Raw genomic sequence first — 16,544 nt, 5'->3', positions numbered from 1 at the left:
CAGCATCGCGCGGCCCGATTCCATGAGCATCCTTCGGGTCGACAGGGGAGACGGTATGAGGATGACGTGGGCGATCGCCGCAGTGCTGACGACGGTCTGCGCGGTGGCACCGGCTGCCAGCGCGGGAGCGGCCGTGGCGGCTCCGCAGATCGGCGGCGGTTCGGTCACGACCTACGACGTCGTCGACAAGTCCGTCACGCACAACTACGTCGACAAGAGCCACGTCATCGGCGGCTGCCCCGCGTCGAACGCGAAGCAGACGTGCACCGTGTCGAAGGGCAAGAGCATGACGCGGACCGTGGGCGTCGCGCTCGGGGCGTCCCGGTCGGATGTCACGGCCTCGCTGGAGATCTCGAACTCGACCGAGGTGAACTCCTCGACGTCGTGCTCGATCGTGGTCGCCGCCGGGCACTCCGCCAAGGCCTACGCCGGCGGTGACCGGTACCGCTATCACGTGCGGGCCAACACGTTCTCGTCCGCGACGGGCAAGACGACCCACCGCGTGAACACGTCCTGGTCGTACGCGTTCAACCCCAAGGCGAACCTGGTCTCCTGCTGGGACGCGTGAACCCGGAGGGACACGAACGACCCGGCGAATAGGGTCGAGGCGTGGTCGTCCGCATCGAGCCGAGCATCCTGTCCGCCGACTTCACCGCCTTCGCCGCGGACATCGCGCGGATCCCGTCCGCCGACCTCGTCCACTGCGACGTGATGGACAACCACTTCGTGCCGAACCTGACGTTCGGGCTGCCGACGGTGCAGCGGCTGGCGCAGGTGAGCGCCCTGCCGCTCGACGTGCACCTGATGATCGACGACCCGGACCGGTGGGCCCCCGGCTACGCGGAGGCGGGCGCCCACACGGTGACCTTCCACGCGGAGGCGGCCGCGTCGCCCATCGCGACGGCCCGCGCGATCCGGGCGGCCGGTGCGCGGGCCGGGATCGCGATCAAGCCGTCGACCGACGTCTCGCCCTACCTCACGACGATCGGCGAGTACGACCAGATCCTGGTGATGACGGTGGAGCCGGGCTTCGGCGGCCAGTCCTTCATGGCGGACCTGATGGACAAGGTCCGCGGGGTGCGCGCTGCGATCGGCGACCGCGACGTCTGGCTGCAGGTCGACGGCGGCATCGGCCCGGACACGATCGCGACCGCCGCGGCCGCGGGTGCCGACACCTTCGTCGCGGGCTCCGCGGTCTTCGGCCAGGAGGACCCCGACGCGGCGATCCAGCACCTCCGCGAGCTCGCCACCACGCGCTGACCCGAGCGCACGGTCGCGCACAGCCACGCGCACTCGCTCAGCATCCGTTGGTCGAGGTGCGAGCGCAGCGAGCCTCGAGACCACCCCGCATGCTCGAGCTCGGTCAGGCGGAGAGGTTCACCGGCGGCACCGGCCCACCAGGCCGTCGCCTCCCTCGCGGATCGACATGCGGCGGCGGCGTCCACCACCACCGCCCGTCTTCTCTCGCGACTTGCCACCCGTGCTCGTCATGCAGTCGATGGCACCGCCAGCAGAGCAAGATCCCGTTCTCGATCGAGGTGGATCCGTATCCGGCGGGATCGATGTGCGCCGCGTCGCACCACGAGAGCGGCGCGTCGCAGTTCGGGCCCGCGCAGCCCTGGTCCCTGACGGCCATCGCTCGCCGTTGGGCCTCGGAGAAGAACCGACGCCCGGTCCCGAGGTCGAGGGGCTGCGAGTCCCCGCCGAGCACGACGGGGATGATCTCGGCCTCGGCGGCGAGCATCCGTGCCGTCGCAGCGGAGATCGTCTCCATGCACCCCGGCAGCAGCGCATGGCCGATGCCGGTGCGCAAGGCTTCCTCCGAGATGGTGACGAGCATCGTGACGGCGGTTCCGGCGACGTGGCCGTCGTCGATCTTCAGGACCTTCTTCGCGATCCGCTGCACCCCGTCGACGCGCCGCTTATTCAACGGACGCAGGTCCTTGTCGTCCAGCTTCGGCGCGTCGTCGAGCACCAGCTGGAACCGGCGCTGGGACGTGTTCGCATCGAGCGCGGTCTCGAAGAACCCCGCGGTCAGCGGGTCGAGGTCCAGGACCCACCGGGTCAAACCGTTGTCGAGCTTCCGCTTGGTGACGGTCGCCTGCCCGGCGAGGTCACCGTCCGTGGGCCCGTTGCCCTCCGGGTACGCGTATGCCGGAACCAGTCGGAAGTGCTCGAGGAGCTCGTCCGCGGTGTAGCCCTCCTGGCACCGCTCGACCAGCTGGCGCTCGAGCTCCTCCAGCTCGAGCGGGGTGAGCCCGTTCTCGACCTTCTTCAACGACCGGACGAGTGCTGCCGCGACGGAGACGTCGAGGCAGCCCAATGCGAGGGCGGCAGCGACGTGGGCGCGCTTGGCCGGGAGCGGCGTCCCGTCGATGGCCTCGCGCGGCTGAACTGCGGTCGCGAGCGCGGTGATGGTTCCGGCTTGTTCGCGCGGGATGCCTGCCACCTGCGCGAGCAACGCCGCGGGAGAGCTCGTTCCCATCGTGCGGGCGAGGTTGGTCTCGTCGCGGATCTCGCTCCGGCGGGCGATCTCGCCGGCGAGCTTCGCTCGCTCCGACTCCGCCAGGCGGACGAGCCGGCTCACCGAATCGGTCGCCTCGAGCAGCTCCTGGTCGGACAGCAGCCGGACCGGCCCGTCCGATGAGGCGTCGTCGAACCGCCCGCTGGCGGAGACGCGGTCGAAGCCGTGGACGTACGCGTCGACCTGCTGCTGCAGGGCCTCCGCGTTCCGGTTCATGCAGGTATTCGAGCACGAGGCACCGACACTGCATCCCGGATCAAGTCAGGGGTTTTCCGTTCAGCGGAACGGCGTGTCCTACTGATGCTGAAGCGGACGAACGCGGTCGTCGGGGTGGTCTCGAGGCTCGCTTCGCTCGCACCTCGACCAGCGGGGTGGGGTGGTCTCGAGGCTCGCTTCGCTCGCACCTCGCCAGCGGGGTGGGGTGGTCTCGAGGCTCGTTTCGCTCGTACCTCGACCAACGGAAGGGGGTGATTTTGAGGCTCGTTGCGCTCCTACGTCGACCAGCGGGGGTGGGGTGGTCTCGAGGCTCGCTGTGCTCGGACCTCGACCGGCAGCGCAGGTAGACGGATGGCATGGGCCGGCGGAGTAGGTGGGGAGGTGCGCGCGGACCAGCGAGGCAGGCGGGCAGGCGGACGGGCAGCAGGGGAGCACGCCTCCGCACGCACCTCCGCCAACCCTTCGCGGCGGCGCTCCGCGGGGGACCGATACCCTGAGCGCGTGAAGACGTTCGAGGAGCTGTTCGCCGAGCTGTCGGCGAAGGCCGTCGAGCGTCCGGCCGGTTCGCGCACGGTCGCGGAGCTCGACTCCGGCGTGCACGGCATCGGCAAGAAGGTCGTCGAGGAGGCCGCCGAGGTCTGGATGGCCGCGGAGTACGAGACCGACGACCGCCTCGCCGAGGAGGTCTCGCAGCTGCTGTACCACCTGCAGGTGCTGCTCGTCGCGAAGGGCCTGACCCTCGAGGACGTCTGGCGACATCTCTGACGAGATCCCGCCCCGACCGACTCGACCAGGAAAGACCCCCATGCTGAGGATCGCCGTGCCCAACAAGGGCGCGCTCGCCGACACCGCCGCGCAGATGCTCGGCGAGGCCGGATACCGGCTCCGCCGTGACCCCAAGGAGCTCACGGTCTCCGACCCGCGCAACGACGCGGAGTTCTTCTACCTCCGGCCCCGCGACATCGCGACGTACGTCGGGTCCGGCGCGCTCGACGTCGGCATCACCGGCCGCGACCTGCTGCTCGACAGCGGCTCGGCGGCCGTGGAGGTCGCCGCGCTCGACTTCGCGTCGTCCACCTTCCGCTTCGCCGGACCGGCGGGCCGCTTCGCGCACCTCGAGGACCTCCGCGGCCTCCAGGTCGCGACGAGCTACACGGGCCTCGTCGGCGCCTTCCTCGAGCGGGAAGGGGTCGACGTCTCGCTCGTCCACCTCGACGGCGCCGTGGAGACCGCGGTGCGACTCGGCGTCGCGGACGCGGTCGCCGACGTGGTCGAGACGGGCACGACGCTCCGCGCCCAGGGCCTCGAGATCTTCGGGCCGGTGATCCTCGAGTCGACCGCCGTGCTGATCTCCGGCGCCGCGCGCGCCGAGGGCCTCGACGTGCTCGAGCGGCGCCTCAACGGCGTGCTCGTCGCCCGGCGCTGGGTGATGGTCGACTACGACGTCCCGCGCGACCTCCTCGACGAGGCCGCCGCCCTGGCGCCCGGCTACGAGTCGCCCACGGTCACGCCGCTGCACGACCCGGAGTGGGCGGCGGTGCGCGTCCTGGTGAAGCGGACCGAGATGAACCTGATCATGGACCGCCTCTACGCGCTCGGCGCCCGGGCGATCTTCGTCACGCCGATCCACGCCGCGAGGCTCTGATGGCGCTGGCGACCCGCGTCATCCCGTGCCTCGACGTCGCCGCCGGCCGCGTCGTGAAGGGCGTCCGCTTCCAGGGCCTCGAGGACGCGGGCGACCCCGTCGAGCTCGCCGCCCGGTACGCGGAGGCCGGCGCCGACGAGATCACCTTCCTCGACGTGACCGCGACCGTGGAGGCGCGCGGCACGCTGCTCGACACGGTGCGGCGGACCGCGGAGCAGGTGTTCGTGCCGCTCACGGTCGGTGGCGGCGTGCGGAGCGTCGACGACGTCGACCGGCTGCTGCAGTCCGGCGCGGACAAGATCGGCGTGAACTCCGCCGCGATCGCCCGCCCCGACCTGATCGCGGAGATCGCGGGCCGGTTCGGCGCGCAGGTCTGCGTGCTCTCGCTCGACGTGCTGCACGACCCGCGCAGCCCCTCCGGCTGGTCCGTCACGACGCACGGCGGCCGGACGAGCACGGGCATCGACGCGATCGAGTGGACGACGACGGCGATCGGCCTCGGCGCGGGGGAGCTACTGCTCAACTCGATCGACGCGGACGGCACGAAGGCCGGCTACGACCTGCGGCTCATCGAGGCGGTGCGGGAGGTCAGCGGCGTCCCGCTGATCGCCTCGGGCGGGGCCGGCGGCCTCGAGCACTTCGCCCCGGCCGTCGCGGCGGGTGCGGACGCGGTGCTCGCGGCCAGCGTGTTCCACCGCGGCCTCCTCACGATCGGGCAGGTGAAGGCGGCGCTCGCGGACGCGGGCGTCACGGTGCGACGGGAGACGGGTCGATGACGGAGCAGGCGCCGGTGCTGGACCCCGACGAGGCGCTGACGCTCGCCCGGTTCGGTGCGGACGGCCTGCTGCCCGCGGTGATCCAGGAGGCGTCGACCCGTCAGGTGCTCATGGTCGGGTACATGGACCGGGAGGCGCTGCGCCGCACGCTCACCGAGGGCCGCGTCGTCTTCTGGTCGCGCTCCCGGCAGGAGTACTGGCGGAAGGGCGACACCTCCGGCCACGTGCAGCACGTGCGCGGCGCCGCGCTCGACTGCGACGCGGACGCGCTGCTCGTCGAGGTCGACCAGGTCGGCCCCGCCTGCCACACCGGCGCGCACGCGTGCTTCGACACCCACCCGATCGCCGCCACGACGGCCGACAGCACGGGAGCGACCGCATGAGCCGGATGCCCGGCACCACGACCCGCGAGGAGTTCGCCGCGCAGCTGCCCGGCCGGCGGGTGGTACCCGTCGTCCGGGTGCTCTTCGCGGACAGCGAGACGCCGCTCGGCATCTTCCGCAAGCTCGCCCTCCGCGCCGACGGCCGGATGCGGCCCGGGTCGTTCCTCCTCGAGTCCGCGGAGCAGGGCGGCATCTGGTCCCGCTACTCCTTCGTCGGCGTCGCCGCGTTCGGCGCGCTGACGGAGCAGCGCGGCCGGCCGATCTGGCAGGACTGGGGCCTGCCCGCCTCCCGCGCCTTCGGCAGCGGCGGCATCACCGGCGACTACCTGGAAGCGCTCGACGACCTGCACTCGCACTGGGCGTCGCCCCGCGTGCCCGGGCTGCCGCCGCTCACGGGCGGCCTGGTCGGCTACATCGGCTGGGACGCCGTGCGGCTGCTCGAACGCCTGCCCTCCCCGCCGCCCGCCGACTACCCGGTGCCCGAGATCGGGATGGTGTTCGCGTCGGAGGTCGTCGCGGTCGACCACCTCGGCGGCACCGTGTCGCTGATCGCGACCGTGCTGCACGACGACGCGGAGGCGGTCGACGAGGACGCCGCGTGGGCGGACGCCCAGCGCCGTCTCGACGCGCTCGAGCGCCGGCTGGCCGCGCCGACGGAGGCGTCGCTGGCCGAGGTCGACTTCGGCATCGGGCCCGAGCCGACCGCGCGCACGCCCCGCGCCGACTACCTCGCGTCGGTCGAGACGGCGAAGGAGCACATCCGCGCGGGCGACGTGTTCCAGGTCGTCGTCGCGCAGCGCTTCGACCTGCCGACGAGCGCCAGCCCCCTCGACGTCTACCGCGTGCTCCGGCAGCTGAACCCGTCGCCGTACATGTACCTGATCGCGCTCGAGCGCCCGGACGGGGCGCCGCTCGCCGTGGTCGGCTCCTCCCCGGAGGCGCTCGTCAAGGTCGAGGACGGCCGGGTGTTCAGCCACCCGATCGCCGGCTCGCGGCCCCGCGGCGCGACCCCGGAGGCGGACGAGGCGTTCGCCGCCGAGCTCCGGGTCGACGAGAAGGAGCGCGCCGAGCACCTGATGCTCGTCGACCTGGCGCGGAACGACCTCGCGAAGGTCTGCCTGCCCGGCACCGTCGAGGTCACCGAGTTCATGCGCATCGAGCGGTTCAGCCACATCATGCACATCACCTCGAGCGTGGAGGGGGAGGCCGGCCCCGGCGTCGGCCCGGTCGACGTGCTCCGCGCGACGTTCCCCGCGGGCACGCTCTCCGGGGCGCCGAAGCCGCGGGCGCTCGAGATCATCGACGCGCTCGAGCCCGCCCGCCGTGGCGTCTACGGCGGCGTGGTCGGCTACTTCGACTTCGCGGGCGACCTCGATCTCGCGATCGCGATCCGGACCGCCCTCATCGCGGACGGGGTGGCGCGCGTGCAGGCCGGCGGCGGCCTGGTCGCGGACTCCATGCCGGAGCTCGAGTGGGCGGAGAGCTGGAACAAGGCGACCGCACCGCTCAAGGCGGTCGCCGTCGCGAGCGCCATGCGGCAGGTCGGTCCCGCGTGAGCCCGGCCCGCGAACGGCTCCTCGTCGTGCTCGGCGCGCTCGCGGCGGGCGCCCTGGCCGTGCTCGCCTCCACGCAGCCCTTCGCCACCGCCGTGGTCTCGGGCGTGCAGAAGCCGGTGGTCGTCGCCGGCCAGGCCGCCGCGCCCGCCCTCGCGCCGCTCGGGATCGTCGCGCTCGCGCTCGGCGTCGCGCTCACGATCGCCGGGCCGATCGCCCGCGTCGTGCTCGGCGCGGTCCTCGTGCTGCTCGGCGTCGGCATCGTCGCCGCGGCCCTGCCGAGCGTGCTCGACGACGCGGTCGGCACCGCCGCCGCCGTCACCGCGGTGACCGGCGTCGCGGACGCGCGGAGCCTCGTGACCGCCCGGTCCGGCACCGTGTGGCCGGAGGTCGGCCCGGCCGCCGGCGTGCTCGCCGCCCTGCTCGGGATCGTGGTGCTCGTCCGCGGGAGGCGCTGGTCGACGGGCGGGCGGCGGTTCCGCGCGGACGCCGCCGCGGCGCGCTCGACGGACCCGATCGCGGAGTGGGACGCGCTCAGCCGCGGCGCCGATCCCACCGACGGCCCCGACGGGCCCGACCGGTAGGATCGAGCGCATGTCGAACATCAGTGACGAGCCCGGCCACGGATCCTCGCCCGCCGCGTGGACCGCGGTCGTCATCATGCTGATCGGCTTCGCGATCGCCACCGCCTCCCTCTTCCTCGACGCCTACGCGCTCGTCTTCGTCGGCGCCGCGCTCGTCGTGATCGGGCTGATCGTCGGCGGCGTCATGAAGGCCCTCGGGTTCGGCGTCGGCGGCTCCCGCGTCGGGGGCTCGCACTGACCGAGGCCGGGGGGACCCTCCGGGGTCTGCTCGCCGACCTGACCGCCGGGTCGGCGGAGGACGCCCGCGCCCGCGAGGCCGAGCGCCCCCTCATCGAGGTGGAGCGGGCCGCGCTGTCCGCCGTGCCGCCGCTCGACGCGCTCGCGGCCCTCGCGCCCGACCCCGCGCGCGTGAAGGTGATCGCCGAGGTCAAGCGCGCCAGCCCGTCGCGCGGCAGCATCGCCGCGATCCCGGACCCGGCCGCGCTCGCGACGACCTACGCCGACGCGGGGGCGAGCGCTATCAGCGTGCTCACCGAGCAGCGCCGCTTCCTCGGCTCGCTCGCCGACCTGGAGGCGGTCCGCGCCGCCGTGCGCGTGCCGGTGCTCCGCAAGGACTTCGTCTCGTCCGCCTACCAGGTGCTCGAGGCGCGCGCCGCGGGCGCCGACCTCGTGCTGCTCATCGTCGCGGCGCTGACCGACGAGGAGATCCGCCCGCTGCTCGCCCTCGTCCACGACCTGCGCATGACCGCGCTGGTCGAGACCCACGACGAGCGCGAGGTCGACCGCGCGCTCGACGCCGGCGCCCGCCTGCTCGGCGTGAACGCCCGCGACCTCGACACCTTCGAGCTCGACCGCGACCTGTTCGGCCGCGTCGCGGGCCGCGTCCCGGACGGCGTAGTCAAGGTCGCCGAGTCCGCGGTGCGCACGCCCGAGGACGTCGCCGACTACCGCGCCGCCGGCGCCGACGTCGTGCTCGTCGGCGAGGCCCTCGTCACCGGCGACCCCGCCGTCCTGATCCGCGCCTTCGAGGAGGCCCACCGATGACCGACACCCTCGCGCCGAGCCCCTCCGGCACCGGCCCGTACTTCGGCGCCTACGGCGGACGCTGGGTGCCGGAGCCGCTGGTCGCCGCGCTCGACGAGCTGTCCGCCGCGTGGGACGAGCTGCGCGTCGACCCCGGCTTCCGCGACGAGCTCGCCGCGCTCCACCGCGACTACACGGGCCGCCCGTCGCCGCTCACGGAGGTACCGCGGTTCGCGCAGCACGCGGGCGGCGCCCGGGTGTTCCTGAAGCGCGAGGACCTGAACCACACCGGCTCGCACAAGATCAACAACGTGCTCGGCCAGGCGCTGCTGACGCGCAAGATCGGCAAGAAGCGCGTCATCGCGGAGACGGGCGCCGGCCAGCACGGCGTCGCGACCGCGACGGCCGCGGCGCTGTTCGGACTCGACTGCACCATCTACATGGGCGAGGTCGACACCGACCGCCAGGCGCTCAACGTCGCCCGCATGCGCCTCCTCGGCGCCGAGGTCGTGCCCGTCACGTCCGGCTCCCGCACGCTCAAGGACGCGATCAACGAGGCGATGCGCGACTGGGTGACCAACGTCGCGACGACGACCTACATCTTCGGCACCGCCGCCGGGCCGCACCCCTTCCCGGCCATGGTCCGCGACCTGCAGCGGATCATCGGCGACGAGGCGCGGGCGCAGATGCTCGAGCGCACCGGTGCCCTGCCGGACGCCGTGCTCGCGTGCGTCGGCGGCGGCTCCAACGCGATCGGCATCTTCACGGCCTTCCTCGACGACCCGGGCGTCGCGCTCTGGGGCCTCGAGGCGGGCGGCGACGGCGCGGACACCCCGCGCACCGCGGCGACCATCTCCGTCGGCCGCCCCGGCGTGCTGCACGGCGCCCGCAGCTACGTGCTGCAGGACGAGGACGGGCAGACCGTCGAGTCCCACTCCGTCTCCGCGGGCCTCGACTACCCGGGCGTCGGCCCCGAGCACGCCTTCCTCGCGGACTCCGGCCGGGCGACCTACCGCGCCGTGACCGACGCCGCGGCGATGGACGCGCTCCGGCTGCTCAGCCGCACGGAGGGCATCATCCCCGCGATCGAGTCCGCGCACGCCCTCGCGGGGGCGCTCGAGGTCGGCCGCGAGCTCGGCCCCGACGCGACGCTGCTGATCAACCTCTCGGGCCGCGGCGACAAGGACACGACCACCGTGGCGCGCTGGTTCGACCTCGTCGACCGCGGCGCGGTGCAGGAGTGACCGGGTCCGTCGTCGAGGCGAGGATCCGCGCGGCGAAGCAGGAGCGCGCCGGCGCGCTCGTCGGCTACCTGCCGATCGGCTACCCCGACCTCGCGACGAGCATCGAGGCGGCGATCACGCTGACCCGCCACGGCGTCGACGTGCTCGAGCTCGGCCTGCCCTACTCCGACCCGGTGATGGACGGCCCCGCGATCCAGGCCGCGACGACGAAGGCGCTGGGAAACGGCTTCCGCCTCCGCCACGCCTTCGAGGCGGTCCGCGAGATCACCCGCGCCTCGCCGGACGTGCCCGTGCTCTGCATGACCTACTACAACCCCGTGCTCTCCTACGGGGTCGAGCGGTTCGCCGCCGACCTGCGCGCGGCGGGCGGCGCGGGCCTGATCACCCCGGACCTCGTGCCCGACGAGGCGGGGGAGTGGCTCGCGGCGAGCGACGCCGAGGGGCTCGACCGCGTCTTCCTGGCCGCGCCGACCTCCTCCGAGCAGCGCATCCGGCGCGCGACCGAGCTCTCCCGCGGCTTCACCTACGTCGTGTCGACGATGGGCATCACGGGTGCCCGTTCCGACGTGGACTCGGCGGCGCGGACGCTCGTGGAGCGCCTCCGCGACGTGACCGACGAGCCGCTCGCGGTCGGCCTCGGCATCTCGACGGGGCAGCAGGTGGCGGAGGTGCTCGGCTACGCCGACGGCGCGATCGTCGGCAGCCGCCTCGTCTCCGCGCTCGGCGAGGGCCTCGACGCCCTGGCCGACGCCGCCGACGGGCTCGCGGAGGGCACCCGCCGCCGCTGACCCCGGGTCACGATCCGGCGGCGGCGAGCGGGGGAGTCGCACCCGGCCGGTATCTTCGAGGCCGTGATCCCGGCGTCCATCCCGAGCCCGCCCGCCTCCTGGGCCTCGTTCTCGATCGGCATCTTCACGATCCACAGCTACGCGCTGTGCATCCTCGCGGGCATCATCGTCGCCGTCCTGCTCACGTCGCGGCGCCTGACGAAGCGGGGCGGCCAGCCCGGCGTCGTCGTCGACTTCGCGATCGTCGCCGTCCCGCTCGCGCTCATCGGCGCCCGCGCCTGGCACGTGCTCACCCACGTCGGCGACTACTTCGGCCCGGAGCACCCGCTCACCGACGGCGCGACCTGGCTCAACGCCATCGCGATCTGGAACGGCGGCAACGCGATCTTCGGCTCGATCCTGGGCGGCGCGGTCGGCGTCTGGATCGCCAGCCGCTGGACCGGGGTCCGCTTCCTCTCGTTCGCCGACGCGCTCGCGCCCGGCATGCTGCTCGCCCAGGCCGTCGGCCGGCTCGGCAACTGGTTCAACACGGAGCTCTACGGCATGCCGACCACGCTGCCGTGGGGCCTCGAGGTGCCGACCAGCAACGCGGCCTTCCCCGCCGGGCTGCCCGCGGGCACGCTGTTCCACCCGACCTTCCTCTACGAACTGGTCTGGAACACCGCCGGCGCGGTCCTCATCCTGCTGATCGAGCGGCGGGTCGCCCTCCGCTGGGGCCGCGCCCTCGGGATGTACCTCATCTGGTACGGCATCGGCCGCAGCGTCTTCGAGTCGATCCGCATCGACCCGACGACGGTCTACCTCGGGCTGCGCGTCAACGTGTGGGCCGCGTTCCTCTCGATCCTGCTCGGCCTCGCGATCATCCTGTGGTCGCGCCGTCGCCACCCGGGGGTCGAGACCTCCGTGTACCGGCCGGGGCGCGAGTGGGTGCCCGATGCGCCGGTAGTATCCCGCTACACCGCCGCGGACCTCGAGGACGATCCCGACGCGGATCAGGCCGAGGTGCCCGCCACAAGCGGAGCCCCGACCTCGTCCCGGTGAGGTGACACGGCGGAGCACACGACCGCCGTCCGCATCGGCGGCAGCGCCGCAATCGCACGACGGGCCGACGCCGTCCCGATCACAGTCCCCCCGATCCCGGGTTCCCTGGAGGACGCCATGATCGACACCCCGCCCCGTACGGGCATGCCGTTCAGCACGGTGCCGGCCGCGACGGGTCTCTACGACCCCGCCGCCGAGAAGGACGCCTGCGGGCTCGCGATGGTCGCGACGCTCCGCGGGACGCCCGGCCATGACATCATCGACCACGCCCTCGACGCGCTGCGGCACCTCGAGCACCGCGGGGCCGTCGGCTCCGACGCCGGCACCGGCGACGGCGCGGGCATCGTCACGCAGGTCCCGCACGAGTTCCTCGCCGCCGTCGCGCCCTTCGCGCTGCCCGGCGCGGGGGAGTACGCGGTCGGCCTCGGCTTCCTGCCCACCGACGCCCGCGAGCGCAACGGGCTGAAGGCCGCGGTCGCGGCGATCGCGGCGGAGGAGGGCCTCGAGGTCCTCGGCTGGCGCCCGGTGCCGACCCGCCCGGAGACGATCGGCACGCAGGCGCGCGCCGCGATGCCGGTCATCGAGCAGCTCTTCCTCGCCGCGGTGCACCGCGGCGAGGGCGAGCGGCCGGCCGGCATCGTCCTCGACCGCCGCGCGATGCGCCTCCGCAAGCGCGCCGAGCGCGAGCACCAGGCCTACTTCGCGTCGCTGTCGAGCCGGACCGTCGTCTACAAGGGCATGGTCACGACCCTGCAGCTCGAGCCGTTCTACCCGGACCTGTCCGACGAGCGGTTCGCCTCGACGCTCGCGCTCGTGCACTCGCGCTACTCGACGAACACGTTCCCGTCGTGGCCGCTCGCGCAGCCGTTCCGGATGATCGCCCACAACGGCGAGATCAACACCGTGCAGGGCAACCGCAACTGGATGCGGGCCCGCCAGTCGCAGCTCTCGAGCGAGCTGATCGGCGACGTCGCGCCGCTGCTGCCGATCTGCACGCCGGGCGCGAGCGACTCGGCGTCGTTCGACGAGGTCGTCGAGCTGCTCAGCCTCTCCGGCCGCAGCCTCCCGCACGCGGTGATGATGATGGTGCCGGAGGCGTGGGAGAACCAGCCCGACCTCGACCCCGACCTGCGCGCGTTCTACGAGTACCACTCGGGCCTCATGGAGCCGTGGGACGGCCCCGCCGCGATCGTCTTCACCGACGGATCGCTCGTCGGCGCGACCCTCGACCGAAACGGGCTGCGCCCGGGTCGCTGGCTCGAGACGACCGACGGCCTGATCGTGCTCGCCTCGGAGACCGGCGTGCTCGACATCGCCCCGGGCCGCGTGGCCCGCCGCGGCCGGCTCCGCCCCGGGAAGATGTTCCTCGTCGACACCGTCGAGGGCCGCATCATCGCGGACGACGAGATCAAGTCGACCCTCGCGACGAGCAAGCCGTGGGGCGAGTACCTCGAGCACGCGCGCATCCGCCTCGCCGACCTCCCCGAGCGCGAGCACGTCGTGCACACGCCCGCCTCCGTGCAGCGCCGGCAGCGGACCTTCGGCTACACCGACGAGGAGGTGCGGATCCTGCTCGGCCCGATGGGCGAGAAGGGCGCCGAGCCGCTCGGCGCGATGGGCTCCGACACCCCGATCGCGATCCTGTCGAAGCGGCCTCGGCTGCTCTTCGACTACTTCGTGCAGCAGTTCGCGCAGGTCACGAACCCGCCGCTCGACTCGATCCGCGAGGAGGTCGTCACCTCCCTGAAGCTCGGCCTCGGACCGGAGCGCAACCTGCTCGCCTCCACGCCGGAGCACGCCCGCCAGGTCGTCCTCGACTTCCCGGTGATCGACAACGACGAGCTCGCGAAGCTGCAGCACATCGACGCGACGCCGGGCTCGGCGATGACGACGGTCGTGCGCGGCCTCTACCGGGTCGAGGACGGCGAGCGGGCCCTCGAGGACCGCATCGAGGCGATGCGGGCCGAGGTCGACCGCGCGATCGAGCGCGGCGCCGAGTACATCGTGCTGTCCGACCGCGACTCGAGCCGCGAGCTCGCGCCGGTGCCGAGCCTGCTGATGATCTCCGCGATCCACCACCACCTGATCCGGAAGCAGAACCGGATGAAGGTCGGCCTGATCGTCGAGGCGGGCGACGTGCGCGAGGTGCACCACGTCGCGCTGCTCATCGGCTACGGCGCCTCCGCCGTGAACCCGTACCTCGCGATGGAGACGGTCGAGCAGCTCGTCCGCTCCGGCACCATCACGGGCATCACGCCGGAGAAGGCGGTCCGGAACCTGATCAAGGCGCTCGGCAAGGGCGTGCTGAAGATCATGTCGAAGATGGGCATCTCCACGGTGTCCTCCTACGCGGCCGCGCAGGCGTTCGAGGCCGTCGGCCTCTCCGCCGAGTTCGTGCAGGAGTACTTCACCGGCACCACCACGAAGCTCGGCGGCATCGGCATGCCCGAGATCGCGGCGGAGAGCGCGGCGCGGCACGCGGCGGCGTTCCCGGAGGAGGACGCGGCGCTCACGCACGTGGGCCTGGCGACCGGCGGCGAGTACCAGTGGCGCCGCGGCGGGCCGCCGCACCTCTTCAACCCCGAGACCGTCTTCCGGCTGCAGCACTCCACGCGCTCGCGCCGATACGACGTGTTCAAGGAGTACACGAAGCTCGTCGACGACCAGTCGACCGACCTGATGACGCTGCGCGGCCTGTTCCGCTTCGCCTCGGCGCACCGCGAGCCGGTGCCGCTGGACGAGGTCGAGTCGATCGACTCGATCGTCACCCGCTTCCAGACCGGGGCGATGTCGTACGGCTCCATCTCGAAGGAGGCGCACGAGACCCTCGCGATCGCGATGAACCGGCTCGGCGGCCGGTCGAACACCGGCGAGGGCGGCGAGGACGTCGAGCGCCTGCTCGACCCCGAGCGCCGCTCGAAGATCAAGCAGGTCGCGTCCGGCCGCTTCGGCGTCACGAGCATGTACCTGACGCACGCCGACGACATCCAGATCAAGATGGCGCAGGGCGCGAAGCCCGGCGAGGGCGGGCAGCTGCCCCCGGCGAAGATGTACCCGTGGATCGCGCGGACGCGGCACTCCACCGCGGGCGTCGGCCTGATCTCGCCGCCGCCGCACCACGACATCTACTCGATCGAGGACCTGAAGCAGCTCATCTTCGACCTGAAGCGGGCGAACCCGTCGGCGCGCGTGCACGTGAAGCTCGTCAGCCAGTCGGGCATCGGCGCGGTCGCGGCCGGCGTGACGAAGGCGAAGGCCGACGTCGTGCTCGTCTCCGGCCACGACGGCGGCACGGGCGCCTCCCCGCTCAACTCGCTGAAGCACGCGGGCACGCCGTGGGAGCTCGGCCTCGCGGAGGCGCAGCAGACGCTGATGCTGAACGGGCTGCGCGACCGCGTCACCGTGCAGGTCGACGGCCAGATGAAGACGGGCCGCGACGTGCTCGTCGCGGCGCTGCTCGGCGCGGAGGAGTTCGGCTTCGCGACCGCCCCGCTGATCGTCGAGGGCTGCGTCATGATGCGCGTCTGCCACCTCGACACCTGCCCGGTCGGCGTCGCGACGCAGAACCCCGAGCTGCGCGCCCGCTTCACGGGCAAGCCGGAGTTCGTCGTGAACTTCTTCGAGTTCATCGCGCAGGAGGTGCGCGAGCTGCTCGCGCAGCTCGGCTACCGGAGCCTCGAGGAGGTCATCGGCCGCAAGGAGCTGCTCGACGTCGACGCGGCGGTCGAGCACTGGAAGGCCGACGGCCTCGACCTCGAGCCGATCCTCGTCGGCCCGACCTTCGCCGACGAGGAGCCGCGCACCCGCCGCGTCGGGCAGGACCACGAGCTCGAGGAGCACTTCGACAACCTGCTGATCCAGCGGGCCGCCGACGTGCTCGCGAACGGCGGGACGACCCGCATCGAGCTGCCGGTCCGCAACACGGAGCGCGCCGTCGGGACGATGCTCGGCCACGAGCTGACGAAGCGCCACGGCGAGCACGGCCTCCCGTCCGGCTCGATCGAGGTCGTGCTGACCGGCTCCGCCGGCCAGTCCTTCGGCGCGTTCCTGCCCGCGGGCATCACGCTCCGCCTCATCGGCGACAGCAACGACTACGTCGGGAAGGGCCTCTCGGGCGGCGAGATCGTCCTGCGGCCCCACGCCGACGCGGCGTTCGCCGCCGAGGACAACGTGATCGCGGGCAACGTCATCGGCTACGGCGCGACGCAGGGCACGATGTTCATCTCCGGCGTCGTGGGGGAGCGCTTCCTCGTCCGCAACTCCGGTGCGACCGCCGTCGTCGAGGGCGTCGGCGACCACGCGCTCGAGTACATGACCGGCGGACTCGCCGTGATCCTCGGCGCGACCGGCCGCAACCTCGGCGCGGGCATGTCCGGCGGCACCGCCTACGTCCACCGGCTCTCGCCCGAGCGCGTGAACACGGACGCGCGGGCCGGCGAGCTCGACCTGCTGCCGATGGACAGCGCCGACGCCGAGATCCTCCGCGACCTGCTCGCCCGCCACGTCGAGACGACGGGCTCCCCGCTCGCGCAGCGGATGCTCGACGGCTTCGAGACGGTCGTCGGCGAGTTCGTCAAGGTGCTGCCCCGGAACTACGCCGCCGTCCTCGCGACGCGCGCGGAGGCCGAGGGCGAGGGCCTCGACCCCGACGGCGACGTCGTCTGGCGCCGCATCCTGGAGGCCACCAATGGGTGAGCCGGCCTTCTCCTGGAGCGCCCCCGCCGCGACCGGCTCCGCCGGCCCCGTCGCGGCGCGCTGCTCCGGCGC

General features: G+C 73.1%; 15 protein-coding genes. 14 read left to right on the top strand and 1 reads right to left on the bottom strand.

Annotated elements, in window-relative coordinates; translation table 11 throughout:
• Positions 1-61: 61 nt before the first annotated feature.
• On the top strand, positions 62-568 hold the full coding sequence (locus tag D1781_RS10920) for a hypothetical protein (protein WP_147392080.1): 507 nt from the start codon (positions 62-64) through the stop codon (positions 566-568).
• Positions 569-609: 41 nt separating this feature from the next.
• Positions 610-1,260: a ribulose-phosphate 3-epimerase gene (gene rpe, locus D1781_RS10915; RefSeq protein WP_119482320.1), complete on the top strand. Its 651-nt coding sequence runs from the start codon at positions 610-612 to the stop codon at positions 1,258-1,260.
• Between the two features lie 103 nt (positions 1,261-1,363).
• Here rpe and D1781_RS10910 read toward each other — a convergent pair whose 3' ends face one another.
• Positions 1,364-2,740 (bottom strand): HNH endonuclease signature motif containing protein, encoded by a 1,377-nt coding sequence (locus tag D1781_RS10910; RefSeq protein WP_119482319.1) that lies wholly within the window; start codon positions 2,738-2,740, stop codon positions 1,364-1,366.
• 501 nt (positions 2,741-3,241) lie between these two features.
• On the opposite strand from D1781_RS10910, the gene D1781_RS10905 reads away from it, so the two are divergent.
• The 12 genes from D1781_RS10905 to gltB all read left to right on the top strand — a co-directional run bounded on the left by D1781_RS10905 (position 3,242) and on the right by gltB (position 16,472).
• Complete coding sequence (locus D1781_RS10905; protein WP_119482318.1) at positions 3,242-3,505, top strand: phosphoribosyl-ATP diphosphatase; 264 nt, start codon at positions 3,242-3,244, stop codon at positions 3,503-3,505.
• A gap of 40 nt (positions 3,506-3,545) precedes the next feature.
• Complete coding sequence (gene hisG / locus D1781_RS10900; RefSeq protein WP_119482317.1) at positions 3,546-4,385, top strand: ATP phosphoribosyltransferase; 840 nt, start codon at positions 3,546-3,548, stop codon at positions 4,383-4,385.
• On the top strand, positions 4,385-5,161 hold the full coding sequence (hisF, locus tag D1781_RS10895; protein ID WP_119482316.1) for an imidazole glycerol phosphate synthase subunit HisF: 777 nt from the start codon (positions 4,385-4,387) through the stop codon (positions 5,159-5,161). The genes hisG and hisF overlap by 1 nt, the downstream gene beginning before the upstream one ends.
• Positions 5,158-5,544 (top strand): phosphoribosyl-AMP cyclohydrolase, encoded by a 387-nt coding sequence (hisI, locus tag D1781_RS10890; RefSeq protein WP_119482315.1) that lies wholly within the window; start codon positions 5,158-5,160, stop codon positions 5,542-5,544. Before hisF ends, hisI begins: the two co-directional genes overlap by 4 nt.
• 5 nt (positions 5,545-5,549) lie before the next feature.
• Positions 5,550-7,100 carry an anthranilate synthase component I gene (locus D1781_RS10885; protein WP_119483198.1) on the top strand — a complete coding sequence of 517 codons (1,551 nt, stop codon included), beginning with the start codon at positions 5,550-5,552 and terminating at the stop codon, positions 7,098-7,100.
• Positions 7,097-7,681, top strand: a complete 585-nt coding sequence (locus D1781_RS10880) for a Trp biosynthesis-associated membrane protein (protein ID WP_158590072.1) — start codon at positions 7,097-7,099, stop codon at positions 7,679-7,681. The genes D1781_RS10885 and D1781_RS10880 overlap by 4 nt, the downstream gene beginning before the upstream one ends.
• A 10-nt stretch (positions 7,682-7,691) precedes the next feature.
• Positions 7,692-7,919: an HGxxPAAW family protein gene (locus D1781_RS10875; protein WP_119482313.1), complete on the top strand. Its 228-nt coding sequence runs from the start codon at positions 7,692-7,694 to the stop codon at positions 7,917-7,919.
• Positions 7,920-7,945: 26 nt separating this feature from the next.
• Entirely contained in the window at positions 7,946-8,725 is a 780-nt protein-coding gene (gene trpC / locus D1781_RS10870; protein WP_119483197.1) for an indole-3-glycerol phosphate synthase TrpC, read from the top strand.
• On the top strand, positions 8,722-9,948 hold the full coding sequence (gene trpB / locus D1781_RS10865; protein ID WP_119482312.1) for a tryptophan synthase subunit beta: 1,227 nt from the start codon (positions 8,722-8,724) through the stop codon (positions 9,946-9,948). Before trpC ends, trpB begins: the two co-directional genes overlap by 4 nt.
• Entirely contained in the window at positions 9,945-10,736 is a 792-nt protein-coding gene (trpA, locus tag D1781_RS10860) for a tryptophan synthase subunit alpha (protein ID WP_119482311.1), read from the top strand. The genes trpB and trpA overlap by 4 nt, the downstream gene beginning before the upstream one ends.
• 63 nt (positions 10,737-10,799) lie before the next feature.
• Positions 10,800-11,777, top strand: coding sequence for a prolipoprotein diacylglyceryl transferase (gene lgt, locus D1781_RS10855; protein ID WP_407641665.1), 978 nt, complete (start codon positions 10,800-10,802; stop codon positions 11,775-11,777).
• Between the two features lie 117 nt (positions 11,778-11,894).
• Entirely contained in the window at positions 11,895-16,472 is a 4,578-nt protein-coding gene (gene gltB, locus D1781_RS10850; RefSeq protein ID WP_233551275.1) for a glutamate synthase large subunit, read from the top strand.
• Positions 16,473-16,544 lie beyond the last annotated feature (72 nt).

This window comes from Amnibacterium setariae (assembly GCF_003581425.1).
Lineage (GTDB): Bacteria > Actinomycetota > Actinomycetes > Actinomycetales > Microbacteriaceae > Amnibacterium > Amnibacterium setariae.
This window is presented reverse-complemented; position numbering and strand designations above follow the sequence as displayed.